General features: G+C 68.1%; 27 protein-coding genes and 2 tRNA genes. 14 read left to right on the top strand and 15 right to left on the bottom strand.

Annotated elements, in window-relative coordinates:
* Nucleotides 1-1,118 (top strand): helix-hairpin-helix domain-containing protein (locus MAE01_RS06890; protein ID WP_233442697.1); only part of this gene is annotated, 1,118 nt, incomplete at its 5' end.
* Between the two features lie 87 nt (nt 1,119-1,205).
* Here MAE01_RS06890 and MAE01_RS06885 read toward each other — a convergent pair.
* From MAE01_RS06885 to MAE01_RS06875, 3 genes are all read right to left on the bottom strand, one after another.
* Nucleotides 1,206-1,481, bottom strand: a complete 276-nt coding sequence (locus MAE01_RS06885) for an acylphosphatase (RefSeq protein ID WP_147038803.1) — start codon at nt 1,479-1,481, stop codon at nt 1,206-1,208.
* A 100-nt stretch (nt 1,482-1,581) separates the two neighbouring features.
* Entirely contained in the window at nt 1,582-3,378 is a 1,797-nt protein-coding gene (locus MAE01_RS06880) for a DEAD/DEAH box helicase (protein ID WP_147038802.1), read from the bottom strand.
* Nucleotides 3,379-3,427: 49 nt separating this feature from the next.
* The gene (locus MAE01_RS06875) at nt 3,428-5,128 is read right to left on the bottom strand and encodes a long-chain-fatty-acid--CoA ligase (RefSeq protein ID WP_147038801.1); all 1,701 of its coding nucleotides are present in this window, start codon (nt 5,126-5,128) and stop codon (nt 3,428-3,430) included.
* Nucleotides 5,129-5,188: 60 nt separating this feature from the next.
* Between MAE01_RS06875 and gatC the strand changes: the two genes are divergently transcribed.
* From gatC to MAE01_RS06845, 6 genes are all read left to right on the top strand, one after another.
* The gene (gatC, locus tag MAE01_RS06870) at nt 5,189-5,488 is read left to right on the top strand and encodes an Asp-tRNA(Asn)/Glu-tRNA(Gln) amidotransferase subunit GatC (protein WP_147038800.1); all 300 of its coding nucleotides are present in this window, start codon (nt 5,189-5,191) and stop codon (nt 5,486-5,488) included.
* A complete protein-coding gene (gatA, locus tag MAE01_RS06865) occupies nt 5,485-7,002 on the top strand; it encodes an Asp-tRNA(Asn)/Glu-tRNA(Gln) amidotransferase subunit GatA (RefSeq protein ID WP_147038799.1) in 1,518 nt (505 codons plus the stop codon). Before gatC ends, gatA begins: the two co-directional genes overlap by 4 nt.
* Complete coding sequence (gatB, locus tag MAE01_RS06860; protein ID WP_147038798.1) at nt 7,002-8,534, top strand: Asp-tRNA(Asn)/Glu-tRNA(Gln) amidotransferase subunit GatB; 1,533 nt, start codon at nt 7,002-7,004, stop codon at nt 8,532-8,534. Before gatA ends, gatB begins: the two co-directional genes overlap by 1 nt.
* A gap of 131 nt (nt 8,535-8,665) precedes the next feature.
* Nucleotides 8,666-9,922 carry a DNA polymerase IV gene (gene dinB, locus MAE01_RS06855; protein WP_147038797.1) on the top strand — a complete coding sequence of 419 codons (1,257 nt, stop codon included), beginning with the start codon at nt 8,666-8,668 and terminating at the stop codon, nt 9,920-9,922.
* Nucleotides 9,923-9,959: 37 nt separating this feature from the next.
* A complete protein-coding gene (locus MAE01_RS06850; protein ID WP_147038796.1) occupies nt 9,960-10,280 on the top strand; it encodes a hypothetical protein in 321 nt (106 codons plus the stop codon).
* A complete protein-coding gene (locus MAE01_RS06845; protein ID WP_147038795.1) occupies nt 10,264-10,845 on the top strand; it encodes a nucleoside/nucleotide kinase family protein in 582 nt (193 codons plus the stop codon). Before MAE01_RS06850 ends, MAE01_RS06845 begins: the two co-directional genes overlap by 17 nt.
* On the opposite strand, the gene MAE01_RS06840 is transcribed toward MAE01_RS06845, so the two are convergent.
* From MAE01_RS06840 to orn, 6 genes are all read right to left on the bottom strand, one after another.
* The gene (locus tag MAE01_RS06840; protein WP_147038794.1) at nt 10,846-11,358 is read right to left on the bottom strand and encodes a DUF2017 family protein; all 513 of its coding nucleotides are present in this window, start codon (nt 11,356-11,358) and stop codon (nt 10,846-10,848) included.
* Nucleotides 11,355-11,651: an ATP-dependent Clp protease adapter ClpS gene (gene clpS / locus MAE01_RS06835; RefSeq protein ID WP_147038793.1), complete on the bottom strand. Its 297-nt coding sequence runs from the start codon at nt 11,649-11,651 to the stop codon at nt 11,355-11,357. The genes MAE01_RS06840 and clpS overlap by 4 nt, the downstream gene beginning before the upstream one ends.
* Nucleotides 11,648-11,995 carry a metallopeptidase family protein gene (locus tag MAE01_RS06830; protein WP_147038792.1) on the bottom strand — a complete coding sequence of 116 codons (348 nt, stop codon included), beginning with the start codon at nt 11,993-11,995 and terminating at the stop codon, nt 11,648-11,650. The genes clpS and MAE01_RS06830 overlap by 4 nt, the downstream gene beginning before the upstream one ends.
* 28 nt (nt 11,996-12,023) lie before the next feature.
* A complete protein-coding gene (locus tag MAE01_RS06825) occupies nt 12,024-12,650 on the bottom strand; it encodes a LysE family transporter (RefSeq protein WP_147038791.1) in 627 nt (208 codons plus the stop codon).
* A gap of 59 nt (nt 12,651-12,709) precedes the next feature.
* Nucleotides 12,710-12,782, bottom strand: a tRNA-His gene (locus MAE01_RS06820).
* A gap of 36 nt (nt 12,783-12,818) precedes the next feature.
* Nucleotides 12,819-13,445, bottom strand: coding sequence for an oligoribonuclease (gene orn / locus MAE01_RS06815; RefSeq protein ID WP_147038790.1), 627 nt, complete (start codon nt 13,443-13,445; stop codon nt 12,819-12,821).
* Between the two features lie 53 nt (nt 13,446-13,498).
* On the opposite strand from orn, the gene MAE01_RS06810 reads away from it, so the two are divergent.
* A tRNA-Arg gene (locus MAE01_RS06810) sits at nt 13,499-13,570 on the top strand.
* A gap of 2 nt (nt 13,571-13,572) precedes the next feature.
* Here MAE01_RS06810 and MAE01_RS06805 read toward each other — a convergent pair.
* Nucleotides 13,573-13,842: a hypothetical protein gene (locus tag MAE01_RS06805; protein WP_147038789.1), complete on the bottom strand. Its 270-nt coding sequence runs from the start codon at nt 13,840-13,842 to the stop codon at nt 13,573-13,575.
* Between the two features lie 195 nt (nt 13,843-14,037).
* Between MAE01_RS06805 and MAE01_RS06800 the strand changes: the two genes are divergently transcribed.
* From MAE01_RS06800 to MAE01_RS06785, 4 genes are all read left to right on the top strand, one after another.
* Nucleotides 14,038-14,544 carry a single-stranded DNA-binding protein gene (locus MAE01_RS06800; RefSeq protein ID WP_147038788.1) on the top strand — a complete coding sequence of 169 codons (507 nt, stop codon included), beginning with the start codon at nt 14,038-14,040 and terminating at the stop codon, nt 14,542-14,544.
* A 79-nt stretch (nt 14,545-14,623) separates the two neighbouring features.
* On the top strand, nt 14,624-15,124 hold the full coding sequence (locus MAE01_RS06795) for a DUF6993 domain-containing protein (protein ID WP_147038787.1): 501 nt from the start codon (nt 14,624-14,626) through the stop codon (nt 15,122-15,124).
* Nucleotides 15,125-15,182: 58 nt separating this feature from the next.
* Nucleotides 15,183-16,862, top strand: coding sequence for an energy-dependent translational throttle protein EttA (gene ettA, locus MAE01_RS06790; protein WP_147038786.1), 1,680 nt, complete (start codon nt 15,183-15,185; stop codon nt 16,860-16,862).
* Nucleotides 16,855-17,358 carry an acyl-CoA thioesterase gene (locus tag MAE01_RS06785; RefSeq protein ID WP_229718178.1) on the top strand — a complete coding sequence of 168 codons (504 nt, stop codon included), beginning with the start codon at nt 16,855-16,857 and terminating at the stop codon, nt 17,356-17,358. The genes ettA and MAE01_RS06785 overlap by 8 nt, the downstream gene beginning before the upstream one ends.
* A 2-nt stretch (nt 17,359-17,360) precedes the next feature.
* On the opposite strand, the gene MAE01_RS06780 is transcribed toward MAE01_RS06785, so the two are convergent.
* Nucleotides 17,361-18,248 carry an acyl-CoA thioesterase gene (locus MAE01_RS06780; protein WP_147038784.1) on the bottom strand — a complete coding sequence of 296 codons (888 nt, stop codon included), beginning with the start codon at nt 18,246-18,248 and terminating at the stop codon, nt 17,361-17,363.
* 70 nt (nt 18,249-18,318) lie between these two features.
* Here MAE01_RS06780 and MAE01_RS06775 point away from each other — a divergent pair, with 70 nt between their 5' ends.
* Nucleotides 18,319-18,999 carry a DUF8185 domain-containing protein gene (locus MAE01_RS06775; protein WP_147038783.1) on the top strand — a complete coding sequence of 227 codons (681 nt, stop codon included), beginning with the start codon at nt 18,319-18,321 and terminating at the stop codon, nt 18,997-18,999.
* Between the two features lie 59 nt (nt 19,000-19,058).
* Here the strand turns inward: MAE01_RS06775 and MAE01_RS06770 are convergent, their stop codons facing one another.
* The 4 genes from MAE01_RS06770 to pepN form a co-directional block, all read right to left on the bottom strand.
* A complete protein-coding gene (locus MAE01_RS06770; protein ID WP_147038782.1) occupies nt 19,059-20,717 on the bottom strand; it encodes an FAD-binding dehydrogenase in 1,659 nt (552 codons plus the stop codon).
* Nucleotides 20,714-21,160 carry a globin gene (locus MAE01_RS06765; RefSeq protein WP_147038781.1) on the bottom strand — a complete coding sequence of 149 codons (447 nt, stop codon included), beginning with the start codon at nt 21,158-21,160 and terminating at the stop codon, nt 20,714-20,716. Before MAE01_RS06765 ends, MAE01_RS06770 begins: the two co-directional genes overlap by 4 nt.
* Nucleotides 21,157-22,242: a mechanosensitive ion channel family protein gene (locus MAE01_RS06760; protein WP_147038828.1), complete on the bottom strand. Its 1,086-nt coding sequence runs from the start codon at nt 22,240-22,242 to the stop codon at nt 21,157-21,159. Before MAE01_RS06760 ends, MAE01_RS06765 begins: the two co-directional genes overlap by 4 nt.
* Before the next feature lie 78 nt (nt 22,243-22,320).
* The gene (gene pepN, locus MAE01_RS06755) at nt 22,321-24,888 is read right to left on the bottom strand and encodes an aminopeptidase N (RefSeq protein ID WP_147038780.1); all 2,568 of its coding nucleotides are present in this window, start codon (nt 24,886-24,888) and stop codon (nt 22,321-22,323) included.
* Nucleotides 24,889-25,013: 125 nt separating this feature from the next.
* Here pepN and MAE01_RS06750 point away from each other — a divergent pair, with 125 nt between their 5' ends.
* Nucleotides 25,014-26,195, top strand: coding sequence for a ferrochelatase (locus tag MAE01_RS06750; RefSeq protein ID WP_229718179.1), 1,182 nt, complete (start codon nt 25,014-25,016; stop codon nt 26,193-26,195).
* Nucleotides 26,196-26,207 lie beyond the last annotated feature (12 nt).

The raw sequence follows: 26,207 nt of genomic DNA, 5'->3' as shown, positions 1-26,207 counted from the left end.
CGACGCTGCACAACAAGGGCGTCGTCAAGGCCAAGGGCGTGCTGATCGGCGACACGGTCGTGCTGCGCAAGGCGGGCGATGTCATCCCCGAGGTGCTCGGTCCGGTGGTCGAGCGCCGCGACGGCACCGAGCGCGAGTTCGTGATGCCCGAGAACTGCCCCGAGTGCGGCACTCCGCTGCGCGCGATGAAGGAGGGCGACATCGACCTGCGCTGCCCGAATGCGCGCTCGTGCCCCGCACAGGTGCGCGGCCGTGTCGAGCACATCGGATCGCGCGGCGCCCTCGACGTCGAGGCGCTGGGAGAGGTGACGGCCGCCGCGCTCACGCAGCCGAGCATGCCGGCCGCGCCGCCGCTCGACACCGAAGCGGGGCTGTTCACCCTGACGCTCGAGCAGATCGTGCCCATCCAGGTCGTCGTGAAGGACGCCGAGACAGGGCTCCCCAAGGAGGACGAGGACGGCGTCGTGAAGACGCGGTCGCCGTTCCGGCGCAACCCGACGGCGGCCGAGAAGAAGCAGGGTATCGACGGTCCCCAGCCGTCATCGCAGGCGCAGACGCTGCTCGCCGAGCTCGAGAAGGCCAAGACCAAGGACCTGTGGCGGCTGCTGGTCGCATTGAACATCCGCCACGTCGGCCCCGTCGCCGCTCGGGCTCTCGCGCAGTGGTTCGGTTCACTCGACGCGATCCGCGCCGCGTCGCGTGAGGAGCTCGCCGCCGTCGAGGGCGTCGGCGGCATCATCGCCGACTCGCTGCGCGACTGGTTCGAGATCGACTGGCACGTCGACATCGTCGAGCAGTGGGCAGCAGCCGGTGTGCAGTGGGCCACTCCCGGGCACCCCGGCCCCGGAGCCGGCGTCGCCGCGGGCGGAGTGCTGGAGGGGCTCACCGTCGTGGCGACGGGGTCGCTCGAGGGCTACACGCGCGAGGGCGCGCAGGAGGCGATCATCCAGGCCGGCGGCAAGGCGGCCTCGAGCGTCTCGAAGAAGACCGATTTCGTGGCTGCGGGCCCCGGAGCGGGCTCGAAGCTCGGGAAGGCCGAGGAACTCGGCATCCGCATTCTGGATGCCGCCCAGTTCCGCATCCTCGTGACCGAGGGTCCCGCCGCGCTCGACTCCTGAGCCGCGCCGCGACCGCGAGACGAGGTTTGCAGCACGAAACGGGGGCTGGAACCCGCGGTCTCGTGCGACAGACCTCGTCTCGTGCGCTCAGGCCGTGCCACGTATCTCGAAGCCGCTCGACGACGCAGGGACCGCCTCGCTCACGGCCACCTCGGTGACCTGGGCGCCGGCCGGGCCCTGCGCCAGCAGGTCGAGGACGGCCTGCACATCGGCATCCGCGCCATGAAGCTCGGCCTCGACCGTGCCGTCTCGGCGGTTGCGCACCCAGCCCGCGACACCGTGCGCCTGCGCAGCATCCTGCACGAACCAGCGGAACCCCACGCCCTGCACGCGTCCGTGCACGGTGACTCGCACTGACCTCATGCGTCCAGCATGCCGCACGCTCACGGCATGAGACGAGGTTTCTGGCACGAGACCGGCGGGAGGAACCACCGTCTCGTGCTGCAAACCCCGTCTCGCGGGATCAGCCCTTGTGGCGGGGCTTGCGGAACGGCTTGTCGTCGCGCGACGGGCGGTCGCGGCGCTCGTAGCCACCGTCGCGCGATCCGGCGTTGCGGCGACCGGGTGCGCCGCGATCGGGCTTGATCTCGATCAGCTGGCCCGAGATGCGGGTGTTCTTGAGCTTGTCGAGCACTGACGAATCCATGTTCGCGGGGAGCTCGACGATCGAGAAGTCCGGGTTGATCTTGATCGCACCGAAGTCGTCACGGCCGAGACCGCCCTCGTTCGCCAGCGCGCCGACGATCTGGCGCGGCTCGACTCGATGACGACGGCCGACCTCGATGCGGTACGGGGCGTAGTCACCGCGCCCGCGGCGCTCCCGCGGCTCGCGCGCCGGACGGTCCCGGTCGTTGCGCGGACGGTTGTCGCGCTCGACGGCGACGGTCAGCGGGTCGTTCTCCGGGTCGAGCAGGAGCGGTGTCGCTCCCTGCGCGACGACGGCCAGAGCGGCCGCGACATCCGACTCGGGCACATCGTTGTTGCGCACGTAGTGGGCGACGATGTCACGGAACGCCTCGATACGCGCGGTCTCGGAGAGCGCAGCGGTGATAGCGCTGTCGAACCTCGCCAGGCGTGTGGTGTTGACGTCCTCGGTGGTCGGCAGCTGCATCTGCGTCGGCGCCTGACGCGTCGCCTTCTCGATGCTTTTGAGCAGGTAGCGCTCGCGCGGCGTGATGAAGCTGATCGCGTCGCCGGTGCGTCCGGCACGGCCGGTGCGGCCGATGCGGTGCACGTACGACTCGGTGTCGGTGGGGATGTCGAAGTTGACGACGTGGCTGATGCGTTCCACATCCAGGCCGCGAGCGGCGACATCGGTGGCGACCAGGATGTCGAGCTTGCTCTCCTTGAGCTGGTTCACGCTCCGCTCGCGCTGCACCTGCGGGACGTCGCCGTTGATGGCGGCCGCGGAGTATCCGCGCGCACGCAGCTTCTCGGCGAGCGTCTCGGTCTCGTTCTTCGTGCGGACGAACACGATCATCCCGTCGAAGTTCTCGACCTCGAGGATGCGCGTGAGGGCGTCGACCTTCTGCTGGTACGAGACGACGAGGTAGCGCTGGGTGATGTTCGTGTTGGTCGCGGTCTTCGACTTGACCGTGATCTCCTCGGCGTCTCGCAGATACTTCTGCGCCAGACGACGGATCTGCGCCGGCATGGTGGCCGAGAACAGCGCGACCTGCTTCTCCTCCGGAGTCTGCGCGAGGATCTGCTCGACATCCTCGGCGAAGCCCATCTTCAGCATCTCGTCTGCTTCGTCGAGCACGAGGTACTTCAGCTCGGAGAGGTCGAGGGTGCCCTTCGCGAGGTGGTCCATGATGCGGCCGGGCGTGCCGACGATCACGTGCACGCCACGGCGCAGCGCCGACAGCTGCACGCCGTAGCCCTGACCGCCGTAGACGGGCAGCACGTGCACGCCCTTCATCTTCGCCGAGTACGACTCGAACGCCTCGCACACTTGGAGCGCGAGCTCACGGGTCGGGGCCAGGACGAGCGCCTGAGGAGTCTTCTGCGAGACATCGAGGCGCTCGAGCACCGGCAGCGCGAACGCGGCGGTCTTGCCGGTTCCGGTCTGAGCCATTCCGACGACGTCACGGCCGCCCAGGAGCGTCGGGATCGTTGCGGACTGGATCGGTGAGGGCGTCTCGTAGCCGAGGTCGCGGATCGCCTTCAGGACGGGCCCGGTGATGCCGAGCTCCTCGAATCCGGGAGTGGCGGGGGATTCGTCGGCGGGCTCGTTCTGGGGTGCGTCTTCAGGGGTCACTACCTAAAGGTAGCGCCCGCGCGGCCTCGTTGCCTGTGAAGACGCACTCTCAGTCGGCGCCGGTGAGCGCGAGGATCTTCTCCTTGACCTGGCGCCGGAGCACCTTTCCGATCAGCGACTTCGGCAGCTCGTCCACCACGAAGAGCCGGCGCGGCACCTTGTACGGCGTCATGATCTCCCGCGCGAACGAGCGGATCGCCTCTTCATCCAGCTCTGCGCCGGCATCGAGCACGACCGCGGCGACGACCTCCTCGCCGGAGCGTCCGCCCGGCAGACCGACGACCGCGACGTCGGCGATGGACGGATGCTGGCGCAGCGCGTTCTCCACCTCGGTCGGGGAGACGTTGAACCCGCCGGTGATGATGAGCTCCTTGATGCGGTCGACGATCCGCACGAAGCCGGCCTCGTCGATCGTGACGATGTCACCAGTGCGATACCAGCCGTCCACGAACGCTTCCTCCGTGGCCTCCGGCTTGCCGTAGTAGCCGGAGAACACCTGCGGTCCGCGCACGACGAGCTCGCCGGGGGCGCCCGGTTCTACGTCCTGCGTCGGGTTGTCCGGGTCGACGACGCGGCACTCCGTGCCGGGCAGCGGCAGACCGACCGTGCCGGCCACGCGGTTCGCGGCCACCGGGTTCGCCATCAGCACGGGGGAGCACTCACTGAGGCCGTATCCCTCGACGAGGTACCCGCCGCTGGCCTCTTCGAACGGCACGACGAGCTCGTGCGGCAGGGCCATGGCGCCCGAGATCGCGATCTCGGTTCCGGCGAGCGAGATGCCCTTCGCCTTCGCGGCCGCGAGCAGTCGCTCGGCGATCGGCGGCACGAGCGGCAGGAACGTCGGCGGGTGCTTCTTCACGACATCGAGCACCAGGTCGGGGTCGAACTTGGGGAACAGCACCAGTCGCGCGCCCATCGACATCGCGAACGTCAGACACAGCGTGAGCCCGTATGCGTGAAACATCGGCAGGACCGCGTACACGACGCACCCCTTGCCGCGCTGGATGGAGGGCACCCACGCCTTGGCCTGCGCAGCGTTCGCGAGCAGGTTGCGATGCGTGAGAGACGCGCCCTTGGGGATGCCTGTCGTGCCGGAGGTGTACTGGATGATCGCGAGATCTTCGGGGGCAGGCTTGGGGTGGGATGCCGGAAGCGGCTCACTGCCGACGACTTGCTCCCAGGCGATCGCGCCGCGCACCTTCTCGGTGAGCGCCGCGCGCGATTCCCGCGCCTTCGCGACGGGGAGTCGGAGAGCGAACCGGGTCATGAGCGGCATGGCCCTGGTGACGTCGACCGAGATCAGTGAGGTCACCGCGAGATCGCGCGGGAACTCCTGCACGGTCTTCACGACCTTGCTCCACACGATGGCGTGCTTGGCGCCGTGATCCTCGAACTGCTTGCGCAGCTCGCGAGGTGTGTACAGCGGATTGTGCTCGACCACGACGGCGCCCAGGCGCAGCACGGCGTAGAAGGCGATGATGTGCTGCGGACAGTTCGGCAGCACGATCGCCACCGGGTCGCCTGAGCGGACGCCGAGGGCGTGCAGACCGGCTGCCGCCCGGTCGATAGCCGCCTGCAACTGCGCGTACGTCATCTCCTGGCCGAAGAACTCCAGCGCGGGCGCATCCGGGAAGTCACGCGCGGACGCCGCGACGATGTCGATGAGCGAGCCGCTGACGGGTGGAAGGTCCTCCGGCACCCCGTCCGCATAGCTGGAGATCCAGGGACGAGGGGGATCGTACGTCGTCATGCTGCCAGCCTATTGCGATCGTCGGCGGGTCTCCCGCAGAGCGCCAACTAGACTGGACGGGTGTCTGAAATCACCCCTGATCTTGTGCGCCATCTCGGCGTGCTCGCGCGCATCCAGCTGAACGACGACGAGGTGACGCTGCTCACGGGCCAGCTCGACGCCATCGTCGACAACATCGCGAAGGTCTCGCAGGTCGCGACCCCCGACATCGCGGCGACGAGTCACCCGATCCCGCTCGCGAACGTCTTCCGTCCCGACGAGGTCGGCGAGACGCTCACCCACGAGCAGGTGCTGCAGAACGCACCGGATGCCGCGGACGGCCGATTCCGCGTCACCGCGATCCTGGGGGAAGAGCAGTGAGCGACATCATCCGGCTGACTGCCGCCGACCTCGCCGACAAGCTCGCCTCCGGCGAGGTGTCCAGCCGCGAGGCCACTCAGGCGTACCTCGATCGCATCGCAGCCGTCGACAGCGACGTGCACGCCTTCCTGCACGTGAACGAGGGCGCACTCGCCGCCGCAGATGCGATCGATGCCTCCCGTGCAGCGGGTGAGCAGCTGCACCCGCTCGCGGGTGTTCCGCTGGCCATCAAGGACGTCCTGGTCACCACCGACCAGCCCACCACCAGCGGATCGAAGATCCTCGAGGGCTACATGTCGCCCTACGACGCGACCGTCGTGGCGCGTTCGCGCGCCGCAGGGCTCGTGCCGCTCGGCAAGACCAACATGGACGAGTTCGCGATGGGATCGTCCACCGAGCACTCCGCATACGGCCCGACCCGCAACCCGTGGGACCTCGACCGTATCCCCGGCGGCTCCGGCGGCGGTTCGGCCGCCGCGGTGGCAGCCTACGAGGCGCCCCTCGCGCTCGGCTCCGACACCGGCGGATCGATCCGTCAGCCCGCCCACGTCACAGGAACGGTCGGCGTGAAGCCGACCTACGGCGGAGTGAGCCGCTACGGCGCGATCGCCCTGGCATCCAGCCTCGACCAGGTCGGCCCCGTCACTCGTACCGTGCTCGACTCCGGACTCCTGCACGACGTGATCGCCGGTCACGATCCCAGGGACTCCACCTCGCTCACCGACGCCTGGCCGTCGTTCGCGGATGCCGCCCGTGAGGGCGCGCGCGGAGACGTGCTGAAGGGGCTCAAGGTCGGCGTGATCAAGGAGCTTCCGGACTCGGGCTTCCAGCCCGGCGTCGCGGCATCCTTCCGCGCCTCCCTCGACCTGCTCGAGGCGAACGGCGCCGAGATCGTCGAGATCTCCACGCCGCACTTCGAGTACGGCGTGGCCGCGTACTACCTGATCCTGCCCGCAGAGGCGTCCAGCAACCTGGCGAAGTTCGACTCGGTGCGCTTCGGCCTGCGTGTCACCCCGGACGGCAACCCGACCGTCGAGGACGTCATGTCCGCGACGCGCGACGCCGGCTTCGGCGACGAGGTGAAGCGCCGCATCATCCTCGGCACCTACGCGCTGTCGGCGGGCTACTACGACGCGTACTACGGCAGCGCCCAGAAGGTCCGAACGCTCATCCAGCAGGACTTCGATCGCGCATTCGAGCAGGTCGATGTCATCGCGACGCCCTCGGCACCGACCACGGCGTTCAAGATCGGTGAGCGGATCGACGATCCGCTGCAGATGTACCTGAACGACGTCACGACGATTCCGGCGAACCTGGCCGGCGTCCCCGGCATCTCGATCCCCTCGGGCCTCGCGGACGACGACGGTCTGCCGGTCGGCATCCAGTTCCTCGCCCCGGCACGCGAGGACGCCCGTCTGTACCGCGTCGGCGCGGCGCTCGAGACCGCACTCGTCGACTCGTGGGGAGCCCCGCTGCTCACACGCGCACCCCAGCTCGCAGGAGGGAACCGCTGATGGCCGCCGCAGCCAAGCTGATGGATTTCGAGCGGGCGCTCGAGCTGTTCGAGCCCGTGCTCGGTTTCGAAGTGCACGTCGAGCTCAACACCAACACGAAGATGTTCTCGGATGCGCCGAACCCGGCGAACGAGAAGTATCACGCCGCCGAGCCCAACACGCTCATCGCGCCGGTCGACCTCGGTCTGCCCGGGGCCATGCCGACCGTGAACGAGACGGCGATCCGGTCGTCGATCAGCCTCGGTCTCGCCCTGGACTGCTCGATCGCGGAGTCCAGCCGCTTCGCTCGGAAGAACTACTTCTACCCGGATCTCGGCAAGAACTACCAGATCTCGCAGTACGACGAGCCGATCGCGTACGAGGGATCCGTCGAGGTCGAGCTCGAGGACGGCACGCTCGTGACCGTGCCGATCGAGCGCGCGCACATGGAGGAGGATGCCGGAAAGCTCACCCACATGGGCGGAGCGACCGGTCGCATCCAGGGCGCCGAGTACTCGCTGGTCGACTACAACCGCGCCGGCGTCCCGCTCGTCGAGATCGTCACCAAGACGATCTTCGGCACCGACCACCGCGCGCCCGAGGTGGCCAAGGCCTACGTGTCGACGATCCGCGACATCGTGCGCAGCCTCGGCATCTCCGAGGCGCGTCTCGAGCGCGGCAACCTGCGCTGTGACGCGAACGTGTCGCTGCGGCCCCGGGTCGCAGAGGGCGAGGAGCCGGCACCGCTCGGCACCCGCACCGAGACGAAGAACGTCAACTCCATGCGTTCGGTCGAGCGTGCGGTGCGTCACGAGATCCAGCGCCAGGCACAGATCCTCGCAGACGGCGGAAAGATCATCCAGGAGACCCGTCATTGGCACGAGGACACCGGCACGACCTCGCCCGGTCGCCCCAAGTCGGATGCCGATGACTACCGCTACTTCCCCGAGCCGGACCTGCTGCCCGTGCAGCCCGCCGCCGAGCTGATCGAAGAGCTGCGTGCGGCTCTGCCCGAGCAGCCGGTCGCCCGTCGCCGCCGGCTGAAGACGGAGTGGGGATTCACCGACCTCGAGTACCAGGACGTGCGCAACAGCGACCTGGTCGATGTCGTCGAGGCGACGATCGCCGCGGGCACCACGCCCGCCGCGGCGCGCAAGTGGTGGACCGGTGAGATCTCCCGCCTCGCGAACGCGCAGGACAAGGATGCTGTCGAGCTGATCGCCCCGGAGAACGTCGCTGCCCTGCAGAGGCTCGTCGACGACGGCACACTCACGGACAAGCTCGCCCGCCAGGTACTCGAGGGCGTCATCGCGGGTGAGGGCACGCCGCAGGAGGTCGTGGATTCCCGCGGACTCGCGGTCGTCTCCGACGACGGTGCGCTCATCGCGGCGATCGACGAGGCGCTTGCTGCGCAGCCCGACGTGATGGCGAAGATCAAGGACGGCAAGGTGCAGGCCGCCGGTGCGATCATCGGCGCTGTCATGAAGGCCATGAAGGGGCAGGCGGATGCTGCGCGCGTGCGCGAGCTGATCCTGGAACGAGCGGCCCAGTAGCCGTCCGGCCCGCGACACTTCGGGGGCCGCGAGCACGAATGTCGGATCGATCCGCGTGATCGGTCCGACATTCGTCGTTTCGGACCCCGGACTGTTCGGCGGATGTCGGTGACCTCGGGGAGAATGGATGCATGGGGCGCGGTGACGGACGTGGCCGCATCGTCTCACCCGACGGTGCGGACGACACGGGTACGCGCATCCTGCACGTCGACATGGATGCCTTCTATGCCGCCGTCGAGGTGATGGACGACCCGTCGCTGCGCGGCCTGCCTCTGATCATCGGTGCTCCGGACGGCCGCTCTGTCGTCTCCAGTGCGTCGTACGAAGCCCGGCGGTACGGCGTGCGCGCCGCGATGCCGGTCGGGCAGGCGTTGCGTCTGTGCCCGACCGCGAAGATCGTCATGCCGCACTTCGACCGGTACCAGGCTGTGTCGAAGCAGGTGATGGCTGTCTTCGAGTCGATCACCCCGATGGTCGAGCCGCTGTCGGTGGACGAGGCGTTCCTCGACGTGCAGGGCGTCCGGCGGTTGTGGGGGAGCCCCGGTGAGATCGCGCGGCTGGTGCGCGAGCGGGTGCAGGCCGAGGTCGGCATCACATGCAGCGTGGGAGTGGCCGCCACGAAGCACGTCGCAAAGATGGCGTCGACGCTCTCGAAGCCCGACGGGCTGCTGATCGTCGCGGCCGCCGATACGCTCGACTTCCTCGCCCCGCGATCGGTGCGTGCGATGTGGGGAGTGGGGCCGAAGGCATCCGAGGCGCTCGAGGCGCGCGGCATCCGCACGATCGGCGACATCCGGGATTCGCCGCAGGAGATGCTCGACCGCGCCGTCGGCCCAGCCCTCGGCGCACGCATCGCTCAGCTCGCACGCGGTGAGGATGCCCGCGCCGTCGAGACCGAACGCGTCGAGAAGAGCGTGGGCCATGAGGAGACGTTCGACGTCGACATCACGGATCGCGAGTTCCTGCGCGCCGAGCTTCTGCGTCTGGCAGACCGCGTTGCTGTGCGTCTGCGCCGCGCCGACTGGGAGTGCGCCACAGTCGCGATCAAGATCCGCTTCGACGATTTCACGACGCTGAGCCGGTCCCAGACGCTCGCAGAACCCACCTCCGTCGGGCAGCGGATCGGCGAGGCTGCGCAGAACCTCTATGAATCCATCGATCGACGCGATCCGATACGTCTGGTGGGAGTGCGCGCCGAGAAGCTCCGCCCCGCCGGCAGCTCGGCCTTCGCGCTGTGGGATGACGATGAGCACTGGCGCAAGGTCGAAGGAGCGCTCGACGATGCCAGGGCGCGCTTCGGCAACGCCACGATCACGCGGGCCAGGCACGTCGGTCGCGGCGACGGGCGCGGTGCCGTGCGGCACCCGAAGGATCACGGCGTCGATTGACCTCCCGTGGTGCGCGTTCGTCGAGTACCGTGGACACATGCCGAACATCGCACTGGACCTCGGAAATCAGATCGCCTCCTTCGGCGTGAAGGCCGCTTATGGCGAGCCGCAGGACGTCGACGGGGTCAGCATCACTCCGGTCGCGCTGACCTGGGCCGGCTTCGGAGGCGGCGCCGATCAGGACGAGAACGGCGGCGGAGGCGGCGGGGGAGTCTCCATTCCCCTCGGCGTATACGTCCGTCGTGAGGAGGGACTCCGGTTCGAGCCCAACATCGTCGCGCTGCTCGCAGTCGCCATTCCGTTCGTCTGGGTCGCCGGACGTGCGCTCTCGCGCGTGATCCGTGCACTCAAGAAGTAGCGACCCGTTCGGGCAGGCGCTCACACGTGCCGCCGCTGACATCATCGAGGCGATCAGGGCGGTCGAAGCATCCAACCCTGTCGTGCTCTTCGACGGCCGCGCCGGCGCGGGAAAGACCACGCTCTCGCGGATGGTCGCGGCGAACTGGCCGGTCGCGGGACGTCCGCAGCTGATCGCACTCGACTCGCTGTATCCGGGCTGGGACGGCTTGGATGCCGGAGCCGAACGAGCCCTCCATGACATCCTGCGTCCGCACGCACGCGGACTCCTGAGCACCTGGCGGCGCTGGGACTGGGAACTGGGGACCGAAGCGGAAGCGCACGCCGTGACGCCGGCGCTCGGTGTGATCCTCGAGGGGTGCGGCGCGCTCAACCCGGCGTCGGCGCGGCTCGCCGACGTACGCGTCTGGGTGGAATCGCCCACCCCGTCGCGCAAGCGCAGGGCGCTGGAGCGTGACGGCGAGGGATTCCGTCCGCACTGGGACCGCTGGGCCGCGCAGGAAGACCGTCACATCCAGCGGCACGCGCCGCAGGAACTGGCGACCATGACTGTCGCCCTTCCCTGATCAGGCGTCTTCCGGCATGTCATCCAGGCCGTCGGCTATCGCGATGAGCCCGTCGAGGCGGAACGCCAGCCAGTCGTAGACCCCGAACCGTGGGTCGTCGGGATCGCGGTTCTCGTCGTCGTCTGTGATGTCGAGCCGTGTGGCGATCACCAGGCGCAGCGCGGTGAGCGTTCGGAGCCATGCGTCGAGTTCGCCAGGAGGAATGACGACGTCGATGTGGTCCGCGGTGTCATCGTCCGGGACGGAGGTGTCGTCCCCGGCGAACACGTCCAGGGCGCGACCGACGACGGCGGCGTCAGCGGTGCGCCGATCGAGCAGGTCATCGCGTGTGGCCGTGACGAACTCCGCGGCGGCCTCGGCATCCTCGGGATACGGGCTCGGCGTCAGTCGCGCGACGCCGGGATCGGGGGAATCGTCGGCGGCTGCGATGATCTCGGCCAACTGCTGGACGAGTCCCGCGAGGTGCAGCCCCTCGATCGGGGCGAGACGAAGCCGGATTTCGCGCGCGTTCATTGTGGTGCCTTTCGAACCGTCGCCCAGAGTCCGTAGTCATGCATCGCCTGCGCGTGCACCTCCATCGTCTCGCGCGGACCGCTGGCGACGATCGCGTGGCCGTCGTGGTGAACGGCGAGCATCAGCGTCGTCGCGTGCTCGGTCGAGTAGCCGAAGTAGGTGCGGAAGACCCGGACCACGTAGCTCATCAGGTTCACCGGGTCGTTCCAGACCACGACCTGCCATGGTTCGAGCGGAGCGGCCTGCAGGTCGACGACCTCGTCCAGGTCGGGTGTCGAGATCGGCGTGCTCATGCCCACCCCAGTTCGTGCAGCTGCTCGTCGTCCAGTCCGAAGAAGTGCGCGATCTCATGGACGAGTGTGGTGTGCACCTCGTCGCGGAGCGCGTCCTCGTCTTCGACGTGGGCGAGGTGCGGCTCGCGATAGACGATGATCCGGTCGGGCAGTTCGCCCATGCCGTACTGCCCGCGCTCGGTGAGCGCGAGGCCGTCGTACAGTCCGAGCAGGTCGAGTGTGCCGTCCTCCGGACGATCCTCGACGACGAAGACGACGTTCTCGAGCCCCTCGACCATCTCGTCGGGGAGCCGGTCGAGCTCGTCCACGACGAGTTCTTCGAAGGCCGAGGCATCCATCTCCATCACGGTCCAGCCTACGGCTCCTGTGCGGCTAGTGGACGAACAGCAGCAGGCCGGCGACGAGCAGGAACAGCGAGCCGAAGATGATGTTGATGATGCGGACGCCGCGGCGGGTGCGGGTGAGTGCGCGGAACGGGCGGGCGGCCGTCGCGAAGAATCCCCACATCACGATGACGTCGACGGTGATCACGGTTCCGATCAGGATCAGGTACTGAGGGAGGGCGGGCTCGTCGAGGCGGATGAACTGCGGCACGAAGGCGAGGAAGAACACGATCGCCTTCGGGTTGAGGACGTTCACCCAGAAGCCGCGACGGATCATCGAGAATCGGCCTTCGCGAGGCGGAGCGATGCCATCGGATGCCGCTGGCTCCGGCACGCGCGCGAGGATCATCCGGATGCCGAGGAAGGCCAGGTATGCGGCACCGGTGTAGCGGACGATGTCGAACAGCACGGGCGAGCGGGAGACGAGCAGCCCGACACCTGCGGCGACGATGACGACGTGAACGATCAGCGCGAGCTGCTGTCCGATCACTCCCCAGACGGAGCGTCGCCAGCCGTGTGCGAGCGCGTTCGACATCGTGTTGATGGCGCCGGCTCCGGGAGTGAAGCTGATGACGACGGATGCTGTGAGCAGGGAGAGCCAGACGGTCAGTGCCACGGAACGATCCTAGGGAGAAAGAGAGGGCCGAGTCGTGCGACTCGGCCCTCATCACTGTGGGTGGCTAACGGGGCTTGAACCCGCGACCCCCGCGACCACAACGCGGTGCTCTACCAGCTGAGCTATAGCCACCATGCGCCTACCTGAGCAGGCAACCAGACAAGTCTATTACACGTCTGAGGCGAACGATGACACCGTGCGCTCAGCGATCGCACGCGCTTCGTCGCTCGACGGACCGGGCTCCGCGACGAACACCGCCTGGCGGTAATACTGCAGCTCGCGAATCGACTCGAGAATGTCGGCGAGGGCGCGATGTCCGCCGTCCTTCGCCGGTGCCTGGAAGAAGACGCGGGGGTACCAGCGGCGGGAGAGTTCTTTGATGCTCGAGACGTCGACATTGCGGTAGTGCAGCCACTGGTCGATCTGCGGCATGTACTTGGCGAGGAACATCCGGTCGGTGCCGATCGTGTTGCCGGCGAGCGGAGCCTTGCGCTCGAGCGGCACGAACCGCTTGATGTACTCGAGGGTCTGCGCTTCGGCGTCGGCGAGTGAGACGCCGAGCGGGATCTCCTCGATCAGGCCGGAACTCGTGTGCATCGCGGTGACGAAGTCGTTCATGTTGGCGAGCGCGGCGTCGCTGGGCTTGATGACGATCTGGAATCCCGGGTCGACGGCACGCAGCTCGAAATCGGTGATGACGACGGCGATCTCGACGAGTTCGTCGACCGAGAGGTCGAGGCCCGTCATCTCGCAGTCGATCCAGACGAGGCGGTCGTTCTCGGACGCAGATACCATGCCCTCATTCTAGTGAATGCACGGACATCGCCCCTGCTACCGTAGACGTGCACGCCTCCGTAGCTCAGTGGAAGAGCATCGGTCTTCTAAGCCGTTGGTCGCAGGTTCGAACCCTGCCGGGGGCGCTTCATCCGTTCCGCAGAGCTTGCACGGCGTCATCGGGCTGCCAGAAACTGCCGACGAGGCGGAAAGTGCCAGTGGCCACGTGAAGGCGTTCGGCGCGGTAGCGCAGGCCCAGCGGATCGGCCACGATGCGCAGGTGACCGAGGATGCGGCCCGCGGCGTCCTGCACCCGCCAGAGATGATCCGATGCGCGCACCAGCCGTTCGCGCTTAGAGATGAGGCGAGGTGCCGCAAAGGGGACTTCGGGGGTGAGGGCGAGATGAGGATCTGACATCGGATTCTCCTTTCGATTCGAAGATATGGCCGACCACCGACATTCGCTCGGGGCTGCTCTCGGACCTCTTTTCCTCCACTGACCTGGGCACTAGGTGAGTTCTCCACCGGACGCGGTTTCGCGGGCCATCCGTGTCGTTCATGCGGAGCACTCTGGGATCACCCGGGTCAGCCCCGGCACACCAAGGAGACTGAAATGAACGACACCGTGACGATCCTCGGCCGCGTCGGCGGCGATCCGAACCGCAGCGAGACGACGACCGGAGTGCCGGTCGTGAACTTCCGGGTCGCGAGCCCGCAGCGGCGCTTCGACCAGAAGACCCAGACCTGGATCGAGACCGGCACCAACTGGTACAACGTCTCAGCGTTCCGCCAGCTGGCCGAGCACGCGAAGGCGTCCCTGCACACCGGCGACGGCGTGATCGTCACCGGACGGCTGAAGCTGCGCGAGTGGGAGAGCGGGGGCAAGAAGGGGCTGAGCGCAGACATCGACGCCGACGCGATCGGCCACGACCTGCGCTGGGGTGCCAGCGCGTTCGCGAAGGCGCGTACGGCGACACCCGCCCAGGTGCCCGTGGACGCCGGCACCGAGACCCACCAGGGCTCTGAAGCGGACGCCGACGATGACCCCTTCTCCGGCTCGTCGGCCGCGCCGTCACCGGAGCCTGCGTTCGCCGGGGAGGTATGGACGACGGGTGACTGAATCCGCGGAGGCGCACGGCACCTTCGCCCGGGGTGAGCTCGCGCGAGCGGGCGGCGAGGCGCGCCCGTAGGATCGGAGCGTGCCTCGTCGACTCCCCGCTTTCGGTTCGCGCGTCACAGTCGGGGCGCTGGCGATCGTCGTGCTGTGTCTGACGGCCTGCGCGCCGGCACCAGAGCCGTCGCCGACACCCGAGTCGACGGCGTCTGAGACCGCGTCGCCGGAACCGAGCCCGACGCAGGAAGGCCCGGTGCTGCATCCCGACGGAACCGCCGAGGACAACCTGCCGCTGTTCGAAGCCGTCACCGTCAAGGTATGGGCGGAGTCAGGGAGCTCGTCCGGCAGGGCGTACATCGATGCGCTCGTCGCAGCAGGCTTCGCCAAGGACGACATGCAGGTCACACAGGACCTCACGACCGTCGGGAACGCCGTCGAGAGCATGCAGTTCTCGGTCCGATGGGGCGACGACGCGTGCCTGGTGGGGCAGGTCGGACCGTCGACGGGGGAGCCGGTCACGATGGTGATGGATCAGCTCGCAGAGGGTCGCTGCCTGGTCGGTGAGACCAGGCCGATCGATTGGTGACGCGCAGCCGGTAGGCTGGAGAGTCGATTCTCGACGCCAACATAAGGAGCGGTTCTCGGTGGCTGAGTACATCTACTCGATGGTTCGTGCACGCAAGGCAGTGGGCGAGAAGCTCATCCTCGACGACGTGACGATGTCCTTCCTCCCAGGAGCGAAGATCGGCATGGTCGGCCCGAACGGTGCCGGTAAGTCGACGATCCTCAAGATCATGGCCGGTCTCGACCAGCCGTCCAACGGCGAGGCGAAGCTCACGCCGGGCTTCAGCGTCGGCATCCTCATGCAGGAGCCCGAGCTCGATGAGACCAAGACGGTGCTGGAGAACATCCAGGAGGGCGTCGCCATCAAGGCGAAGCTCGACCGTTTCAACGAGATCTCGGCGCAGATGGCCGACCCGGATGCCGACTTCGACACGCTGCTCGCCGAGATGGGCGTGCTGCAGGAGGAGATCGACGCCGCAGACGGCTGGGACCTCGACTCGCAGCTCGAGCAGGCGATGGACGCGCTGCGCACTCCTCCCGGGGATGCCGCCATCGCGCCGCTCTCCGGCGGTGAGAAGCGCCGCGTCGCACTCGCCAAGCTCCTGCTCCAGAAGCCGGATCTGCTGCTGCTCGACGAGCCCACCAACCACCTCGACGCCGAGAGCGTGCTGTGGCTCGAGCAGCACCTGCAGGCGTACAAGGGTGCCGTCATCGCCATCACCCACGACCGGTACTTCCTCGACAACGTCGCGGAGTGGATCGCGGAGGTCGACCGCGGTCGCCTGATCGGCTACGAGGGCAACTACTCCACCTACTTGGAGAAGAAGGCCGAGCGCCTCGACATCCAGGGCAAGAAGGACGCCAAGCTCGCCAAGCGCCTCAAGGACGAGCTCGAGTGGGTCCGCTCCAGCGCCAAGGGCCGCCAGACCAAGTCGAAGGCGCGTCTGGCCCGCTACGAGGAGATGGCTGCCGAGGCCGAGCGCACCAGGAAGCTCGACTTCGAGGAGATCCAGATCCCCGCGGGCCCCCGTCTCGGAAACGTCGTGATCGATGCGAAGAACCTGAAGAAGGGCTTCGGCGACCGCGTCCTGATCGACGGACTGAGCTTCAACCTGCCGCCGAACGGCATCGTCGGCATCATCGGCGCCAACGGCGTGGGCAAGACGACACTGTTCAAGACGATCGTCGGTCTCGAGCCGCTCGACGGTGGAGACCTGAAGATCGGCGACACGGTCAAGATCAGCTACGTCGACCAGTCCCGCGCGAACATCGACCCGAACAAGAACCTCTGGGAGGTCGTCTCGGACGGCCTCGACTTCATCACGGTCGGCAAGACCGAGATCCCGTCTCGTGCCTACGTTTCGAAGTTCGGCTTCAAGGGACCGGACCAGCAGAAGAAGGCGGGCGTGCTCTCCGGTGGTGAGCGCAACCGGCTGAACCTCGCCCTGACGCTCAAGGAGGGCGGCAACCTGCTGCTCCTCGACGAGCCCACCAACGACCTCGACATCGAGACCCTGAGCTCGCTCGAGAACGCGCTGCTCGAGTTCCCCGGCTGCGCCGTCGTCATCACCCACGACCGCTGGTTCCTCGACCGCATCGCGACGCACATCCTCGCGTACGAGGGCACCGATGAGAACCCCGCGCAGTGGCACTGGTTCGAGGGGAACTTCGAGGCGTACGAGAAGAACAAGATCGAGCGTCTCGGCCCGGATGCAGCGAACCCGCACCGTTCGACGCACCGCAAGCTCACTCGTGACTGACCCTTCGACAGGCTCACAGGCCGGCGCACGCCTGCATCTCCCCATCCACGTGCGGTGGGGAGATCTGGACGCGTACAACCACGTCAACAACACCTCGATGCTCAAGCTCCTCGAGGAAGCGCGCGTGCGCGCCTTCTGGAAGGCGGAGCCGGGCGAGGACGCACCCGCGACCGCGGTGCTGGCATCCGGCATCGAGCAGGGCATCCTCACCCTCATCGCCCGCCAGGAGATCGAGTACTTCGAGCCGGTGCCGTACCAGCGGCGTCCGCTCGAGGTGCAGATGTGGTTCGGGAAGATCGGCGGATCGAGCGTCGACGTCTGCTACGAGGTGTACAACGATCCCTCGAACGAGGAGCGCGTCCTGTACGCGCGCTCCACGGCGGTAGTGGTCCTGGTCGACGCGACGACCGGACGCCCGACCCGCCTCGGGGACGACATGCGCCGGGCGTGGGCGCCGTACCTCGGCGAACCGATCACCTACGCGCACCGCAGGTAGCGTCAGCGCACCTCGGGGACGCGGATCATGATCTCCTGCGAGACACTGGCCGCGAGCACGCCGTCGCGCGTGTAGATGCGCCCGGTCGCCAGTCCCCGGCCGCCTCTGGCATTCGGGGACTGCTGCACGTACAGCATCCACTCGTCCACGCGTGCCGGACGGTGCCACCACATCGCGTGGTCGAGGCTGGCGACCCGCAGACCGGGGGTCGACCAGTGGAGGCCGTGCGCCCGCAGGATCGACTCCTGGATGGTCATGTCGCTCAGGTAGGCCAGGGCCGCACGGTGCAGACGCTGGTCGTCCGGCATGGGTGCGCGCAGCCGCATCCACACGGCCTGATTCGCAGCGCGATCGCCGTCCGCCGCGAGGTAGATCGGCGTCTGCACGTGACGCATGTCGACGGGGCGCTCGCTGAGCATCCGGAGCGCACCAGTGTCCGCGCCGCCGAGGAGGCGCTCGTCCGGGGCCAGCTCCTCCGGCTGCGGAACGTCTGCCGGCATCGGCTCGGCATGCTCCACGCCGGGTGCCTCGTCCTGGAACGAGGCGATCATCGAGAAGATCGGCACGCCGTTCTGGTACGCCTGGGCACGGCGGGTGGAGAATGAGCGGCCGTCATGGATGCGATCGACGGCGATCGTGACGCCCAGAGAAGAATCACCGGGGCGCAGGAAGTATCCGTGCATCGAGTGCACCGCGCGGTCCGCGGGCATCGTCCGCTCGGCGGCCAGGAGCGACTGCCCGAGCACCTGGCCCCCGTAGATGCGCCCGGTGGGCATGCTGTGCGACCGGCCCGTGAAGATGTCCTCTGTGGTCCTGGCCTGACTCTCGTCGAGATCCAGCACATCGAGCAGGTTGTCGACGGAGGTCTGGGCCGGGGCATCTGCGCTCATGGCGCTCCTCACTGCTCGTGGAAGACTGCACCCGGGGATCTCAGGTCGCGTCCTTGGTAGTTTAGAACGCGTGCAGCCCAGCCTCATCCTCGCCGATTCCGACACCGCGAGCGACGTGCTCACCTTCCTGGGGCGGGCCGGCCAGGTCGCCGACGACGGCGTCAGGCTGCAGGCCGTGGGCGGGGTTCTGGCGCTGACGGCTGCCGCCCTCGCACCGCAGGGCTTGTTCGATCAGACCCCGACGATCCTCGCGATGCGCATCGTGCACGCCGACCCCGAGCTGCAGTGCGACATCGTCGTGGACGAACTGTCCCGCGACGAGGACGAGCGGATGCTGCGGCTCCCCGAGACCGGACGGTCGCCGGCTTGGGCCGGCGTCGCCCCGCCTCGCTCCGGTTGGACGCCGACGGGCGAGCTGGATGCCGCCGTGATCGCTCAGCGCGCGCAGTGGGGGATCTCCGCTGTCGCACGCGGCGCAACGCCCGGATCAGGTGAGGAGGCGGTTCGCGCGCTGCGCGCCGCGATCTGGGGCGAGCCGGACGACGACCTCCACGGCCTGCCGCGCGGGGTCGCTTTCGCCGCCCACGCGTTCGGATTCATCTCCGGCGAGGAAAAGGTGCCGATCACGGTGTCCGGTCGGTGGACCCGGCTGGGCTTCCGGCGGGGGCACGTGCTGACCCGCGGTCCGGTGGCGTCCGGGCTCACCGCTGTGCGCGCGACGGGCCCTTCGACAGGCTCAGGGACCGAGTAACGGCTCAGAACCGAGTAGCGGCTCAACGACCCGAGTATCGGCTCGGGGCGAGTAACGCCTCAGCGCGCCGCCGCGCGACCGGCCTGCCGTCCCGAGAACAGGCATCCGCCGAGGAACGTGCCCTCCAGAGCCCGGTAGCCGTGCACGCCGCCGCCGCCGAAGCCGCTCGCCTCTCCCGCCGCGAACAGGCCGGGGATCACCGCGCCGTCGGCGCCGAGCGCCCGTCCGTCCAGGTCGGTCTTGATCCCGCCCAGCGACTTCCGGGTGAGCACGTGCAGCTTGACCGCGATCATGGGGCCGGCGGAAGGATCCTGCAGCCGGTGCGGGGCGGCGGTGCGGATGAGCTTGTCTCCGCGGTACGCGCGCATGGAGCGCAGCATCCCGACCTGGGCGTCCTTGGTGAAGTCGTTCTCCATCTCGAGGTCGCGAGCGATGACCTCGCGTCGCACGTGCTCCAGATCCAGCAGCTCCCCGCCGTCGTGACTGGCCATCTGCGCGAGCAGCGAGTCCAGGTCGTCCTCGACGATGAAGTCCGCCCCCTCGTCGAGGAACGACTGCACGGGCCCGGTCGGACCCTTCGCAAGCCGGGACTTCAGCAGCAGCCGGACGTCCTTGCCGGTGAGATCGGGGTTCTGCTCGCTGCCGGACAGCGCGAACTCCTTCTCCACGATCTGCCGCGACGTGATGAACCAGGAGTGGTCGTGCCCGGTCCTGCGCAAGTGCTCCAGCGTCCCCAGAGTGTCGAAGCCGGGGAACAGCGGCACGGGAAGCCGTCTGCCCGTCGCATCCAGCCACAGCGATGACGGGCCGGGGAGGATCCGGATGCCGTGCATCGGCCAGACCGGATCCCAGTTCTGGATCCCCTCGACGTAGTGCCACATGCGGTCGCCGTTGATCAGGTGCGCGCCGGCGGCCTGCGACACCGCCTGCATCGATCCGTCGACGTACGCGGGCACCCCGGAGAGCATGTGCGCGGGCGGCGTCCCGAGTCGTTCTGGCCAGGAGGACCGGACGAGGTCGTGGTTGCCGCCGATGCCGCCGGAGGACACGATCGTCGCGCCCGCCGAGATCTCGAACGCTCCGACGATGTCACGCGACGATGCGGTACCGCGCTCGGTGGGGCTGTCGGCGAGCACGTCGCCTCGGGCGCCGACGATGGCGCCGTCCGAGAGGATCAGTTCTGTGACGCGGTGGCGGGGCAGGATCGTGACCGTGCCGGCCTCCTCGGCTCGGTGCACGGCCTCGTCGAACGGTGCGACGATCCCAGGACCGGTGCCCCAGGTGATGTGGAATCGCGGCACGGAGTTACCGGGCCCCAGTGCACCGTAGCCGCCGCGCTCCGCCCAGCCGACCACGGGGAAGAACCCGACACCGCGTTCGCGCAGCCACGCGCGCTTCTCACCGGCGGCGAACTGCAGGTACGCCTCAGCCCACTTCCTGGGCCACTCGTCCTCGTCGCGGTCGAAGCCGGCGTTGCCGAACCAGTCCTGCCTCGCGAGCTCCAGCGAGTCCTTGATGCCCATCCGTCGCTGCTCGGGCGAGTCGACGAAGAACAGCCCGCCGAAGGACCACCAAGCCTGTCCGCCGAGGTTGGATCGCGGTTCCTGGTCGACGATGATCACTCGGCGTCCTGCCGCCACGGCCTCGGACGCGGCGACGAGCCCTGCCAGCCCCCATCCGATCACCAGAACATCTGCGGACAGGGGCGTGGTCGTCATGCGGTCTCCGTTGAATCCTCACTGGTGCTGCGTGCGTCGAGCGTCGGCCGGCCACCAGGGGAGGCGGCGGCAGATGGCAGCGTATTCACCATGGCATAAGCGGCCCGCTCGAGGTAGTCCCAGAGCGTGGCGTCGTGCAGCGGAGAGAGCTCCACCTCGTCGAGAGCCGTGCGCATGCAGCGCAGCCAGCGGTCGCGCGAGTCGGGATCCACGCGGAACGGCACATGTCGCATGCGCAGACGCGGATGCCCTCTTCGCTCGCTGTACGTGGTGGGGCCGCCCCAGTACTGCACGAGGAACATCGTCAGGCGATCCGCCGCAGGACCGAGGTCTTCCTCGGGGTACATCGGCTTGAGGACGGGATCGAGCGAGACCTCGCGGTAGAAGACATCGACGATCCGCTGGAAGGTCGTCTGGCCGCCGACCTCGTCGTAGAACGTCATTCGGTTTCCTCCGGAGGCTCGGGTTGCTGCTTGGGGTTCTTCTTCCGCCAGATGCCGCGGGCAGCCGGCGGAACACCGGTGACGGCATTGGGGCGTGTCCTCGGCGGATTCGCGCCGCGCACCCGGCGCGCACCGGCGACGCCGTCGGGGATGACGGACTCGAGCGACGGCACCGCGAGATCGAGCTTCTCGACGGCATCCTTCAACCGCATCCGCAACTCGCGGGCGACGTCGTCCATCGCGGTCGCGCGGGTCTTCATGACGACGCGGATGACGAGCGCTTCGCCCGACATCGACTCGAGGCCCCACACCTCGGGGCGCTCGATGATGCGCGTGCGCCACTTGTTGTCCTTGGCAAGCCCCTGAGCGGCTTCCAGAAGCGCGGCTTCCACGGCCGGCACATCCGCGTCCACCGGGACGCCGATGTCGACGATGGCGCGAGCCCATCCCTGCGACATGTTGCCGATCCGGGTCACCTCGCCGTTGCGGACGTACCAGAGCGTGCCGTTCACATCGCGCACATGAGTGATGCGAACCGCGACGTACTCGACGACACCTGTGGCGAGACCCATATCGACCATGTCTCCGATGCCGATCTGGTCTTCGGCGACGATGAACAGGCCATTCAGGACGTCCTTGACGATGTTCTGCGCGCCGAAGCCGAGTCCGGCGCCGATCGCGGCCGTCAGGAGCGTGAGCGAGCCGACCAGATCGGGTGCGAGCCGATTGGTGATCAGCACGAGAGCGACGATGGCGACCGCGACGTTGACGATGTTCTGCAGGATCGTGCCGAGGGTGCGCGTGCGCTGAACGAGTCGCATGTCTGCGAGGGGCGACCGCTCGAGGGCCTGCGTGTCATCGACATTCGCCTTCGACTTGGCGCGATCCACGATGCGGTGGACGATGCGCCGGATCAGCAGTCGCAGCACGAACGCGATGACGACGCAGATGACGACGGTCAGAACGACGTGGATCACGTTCTCGCCCGCGGCGAGGAGCCACGCGAGCGTGCCTTCCCAGAGCTGGACCAGCCAGAGCTGGAACGCCGATGGTTCAGGCACGGTCTCGAGGGGGAGGTTCAGCACCTCCCGATTCTATCGATCAGGCCTCTGACCGGGCTGAAAGCAGCGCGGTCAGAGGCCTGATCACAGCGGAGTCGGTCAGTCGACGGGCTCGGGCTCCTCGGCATCCCTCGCCTGTGCGCTCAGCGCGCGCTCGACGTCGGCGAGTCCTTCGCTGACCAGGCGGCGAAGCGCGGGTGCAGCATCCGAGTTGGCGGACAGCCACGCGCGCGTGGCGTCGCGCAGCTCGGCGTCGGCCAGCGCGGTGGGGTAGAGCCCCACGATCAGGTAGTTGGCGATCTGATACGTGCGCGATTCCCACACCGGGACGAGCATGTCGAAGTAGCGCTGCACGAACTCCCCGAGCACCTCTGCGCTGTTCGGGTGCACGAAGCCGAGCGCAGCAGAGCGCACGATCGTGTTCGGCAGATCGGCGTTGTCGACGAGCGAGGCCCATGCGACGCGCTTGTCGTCGACCGTCGGCAGCGCAGCACGCGCCTGCGCGGCGAACTCGGCGCCCTTGGACGTGTTGTCCGCGGCGAGTGCAGCGTCGATCGACGCGGCATCGGTGGCGCCGATCGATGCGAGGCCGACGAGCAGCTGCCAGGACAGGTCGGTGTCGATCTCGAGGCCCGGGAGGGTCTCCTCGCCGGAGCGCAGGCGTCCGACGATGCCGGCGTGCTCGGAGTTCACCATCGATGCCGCGAAAGCCGTCACGAACTGCAGCTGGCTGTCGCTGCCCGCGGCGGCGCTGTGCGCGAGATCCCAAAGGCCTTCTGCGACCTTCAGGCGCGCCGCGTCGCGCTCAGCCGGCGCGACGTAGAGCGTCGCGGCGGTGCGCAGCTGCGCGAGTGTGGTGCGAACGGTGGTCGACTCGGTCTCGCGGCCGATGTTGCCGAGCACGAGCTCGATGTAGTCGGATGCCGTGCTCTCGGCGTCGCGCGTCTGATCCCAGGCGGCACCCCAGATGAGGGAGCGAGCGAGCGGGTCAGAGACGTCGGCGAGGTGTGCGATCGCGGTCTCGAGCGAGCGCTCGTCGAGGCGGATCTTCGCGTAGGCGAGGTCGTTGTCGTTCAGCAGCACGAGGTCGGGGCGCTTCTGACCCTGCAGCTCGGGCACCTCAGTGCGGTCGCCGTCAACGTCGATCTCGACGTAGTGAGTGCGGGTGAGTGCGCCGCCGTCGAGGTTGTAGAAGCCGATGCCGAGCCGGTGCGGGCGGATCGTGGGGTAGTCCGCCGGGGCGGTCTGAGTGATCGCGAACCGGGAGATGACGCCGTCCGCGTCCTCGGCGATGACGGGCGAGAGCGTGTTGACGCCGGCCGTCTCGAGCCACTTCTTGGACCAGGTGCTCAGCTCACGGCCGCTGGTCGCCTCGAGCTCGGTGAGCAGGTCGCTCAGCTCGGTGTTGCCCCAGGCGTGCTTCTGGAAGTACTGGCCGACGCCCGCGAAGAACGCGTCGATGCCCACCCAGGCGGCGAGCTGCTTGAGCACCGACCCGCCCTTGGCGTAGGTGATGCCGTCGAAGTTCACCTGTACGTCTTCGAGGTCGTTGATCTCGGCGGTGATCGGGTGCGTCGAGGGGAGCTGATCCTGACGGTACGCCCAGGTCTTCTCCATGGCGTTGAATGTGGTCCACGCCTCGGTCCACTCCGTGGCCTCTGCGGTGGCGATCGTCGACGCCCACTCGGCGAACGACTCGTTCAGCCACAGGTCGTTCCACCACTTCATGGTGACGAGGTCGCCGAACCACATGTGCGCGAGCTCATGAAGGATCGTGACGACGCGACGCTCCTTCACGGCGTCGGTCACCTTGCTGCGGAAGACGTACGTCTCGGTGAACGTGACCGCACCTGCGTTCTCCATGGCGCCGGCGTTGAACTCCGGCACGAACAGCTGGTCGTACTTCGCGAACGGGTACGGGACTCCGAACTTCTCCTCGTAGTACGCGAAGCCCTCGCGGGTCTTGTCGAAGATGTAGTCGGCGTCGAGGTGCTCCCAGAGGCTCTTGCGCCCGTAGACGCCCAGCGGGATGACCCGGCCGTCGGCGCTGGTCAGCTCGGAGAACGTCGACTCGTACGGGCCTGCGACGAGGGCCGTGATGTACGACGAGATGCGCGGGGTGGGCTCGAAGCCCCACGTCGCGGTGTTGCTCTCATCGTGGTTGATGGGCTCGGGCGTGGGGGAGTTGGAGATCACCTTCCACGCCTGGGGCGCCGTGACGGTGAACTGGAACGTGGCCTTGAGGTCGGGCTGCTCGAACACGGCGAACACGCGGCGCGAGTCGGGGACCTCGAACTGCGAGTAGAGGTAGACCTCGCCGTCGACGGGGTCGACGAAGCGGTGCAGTCCCTCACCGGTGTTCGTGTAGAGGCAGTCCGCGTCGACGACGAGGACGTTCTCCTCCTGCAGGTCAGTCAGCGTGATGCGTGATTCGGCGAAGACCTCGGCGGGGTCGAGCTGCTCTCCGTTGAGCGAGATCTCGCGCACGTCGCGGGCGATGAGGTCGATGAAGGTAAAGCTGCCGGGCTTCGCGGTGAAGTGCACGACGCTGCGGGAGCCGAACACCTCGGCGCCCTTGGTCAGGTCGAGCGAGATCGCGTACGACTGGGTGTCGATGATCTCGCGGCGCTCCTGCGCTTCGATTCGGGTGAGGTTCTCTCCAGGCACAGCTGTTTCTCCCAGGGGTTCGGGGGTGTCGCATGGGGTCGACGCTGCTGGCGCCGACGGCAACCATGACAGCCTACGCCAGGACGGCGACGATGCCGGCGCGCGGGAGGTGGGAAGATGGAGGGGTGACTGCGCTCGATCAGACTTCCGTTCCTTTCGCGTCTTCTGCCGCCGCCGGCGGAGCCGAGTTCATCGAGACCCCGGTGGCTTATGACGCCCTGGTGCTCGCGAGCTTCGGCGGCCCCGAGGGGCAGGATGACGTCATCCCGTTCCTGCGGAACGTCACGGGAGGACGCGGCATCCCGGACGAGCGCCTCGAAGAGGTGGCGCATCACTACCGGCACTTCGGCGGGGTGAGCCCGATCAACCAGCAGAACCGCGATCTGAAGGCCGCACTCGAGGCCGAGCTCGCCGCCCGCGGCATCGACCTGCCCGTCTACTGGGGCAACCGCAACTGGGAGCCGTACCTCGACGACGCGTTCACGGCGGCCGCGAACGACGGCCACAAGACGCTGCTGGTGCTCGCGACGAGCGCATACAGCTCCTACTCCAGCGACCGTCAGTACCGCGAGGACATCGCGCACGCCATCACAAAGGCCGGTCTCGAGGACCGCGTCACCGCCGACAAGGTGCGTCTCTTCTTCGACCACCCCGGTTTCGTCGCCCCCTTCCAGGAGGGAGTGGATGCCGCGGTGTCCGAGTTCCTCGGACAGGGCATCCCGGCATCCGACATCCACGTGCTGTTCTCGACGCACTCGATCCCGACGGCGGATGCCGAGCGCTCCGGACCCCGCGACGTCGACTGGGGCGAGGGCGGTGCGTACGCTGCACAGCACCGCGCCGTCGCCGAGCACATCATCGAGAAGCTCGGCGCCGTCACCGGCGGCGCGACCGTGCCGTGGCAGCTCGTCTTCCAGTCCCGGTCCGGCCCGCCCAGCCAGCCCTGGCTGGAGCCCGACATCAACGACGTGATCGCTGAGCTGCCCGCCGCAGGGGCGAAGGCCGTCGTGATCGTGCCGCTCGGCTTCGTGAGCGACCACATGGAGGTCATGTGGGACCTCGACACCGAGGCCATGGAATCGGCCGCCGAGGCGGGCATTCCAGCGGTGCGCACGCAGACCCCCGGCATCCATCCGGCATTCGTCAGCGGTCTCATCGACCTCGTCGTCGAGCGCATCGAGGGGACTCCGGCGGCCGAACGCCCGCACGTCACGGATCTCGGACCCTGGTACGACGTGTCCCGCCCCGGCGACTGCGAGAACGTCCGCCTCGGATTCAAGCCCGCCGCCGCCGGCATCGCACCCTGACGGGTGTGTCGG

Source organism: Microbacterium aerolatum (assembly GCF_007988825.1).
GTDB lineage: Bacteria > Actinomycetota > Actinomycetes > Actinomycetales > Microbacteriaceae > Microbacterium > Microbacterium aerolatum.
Note: the sequence above shows the minus strand (reverse complement) of the source record. Positions and strands in the feature narration are given on the sequence as shown.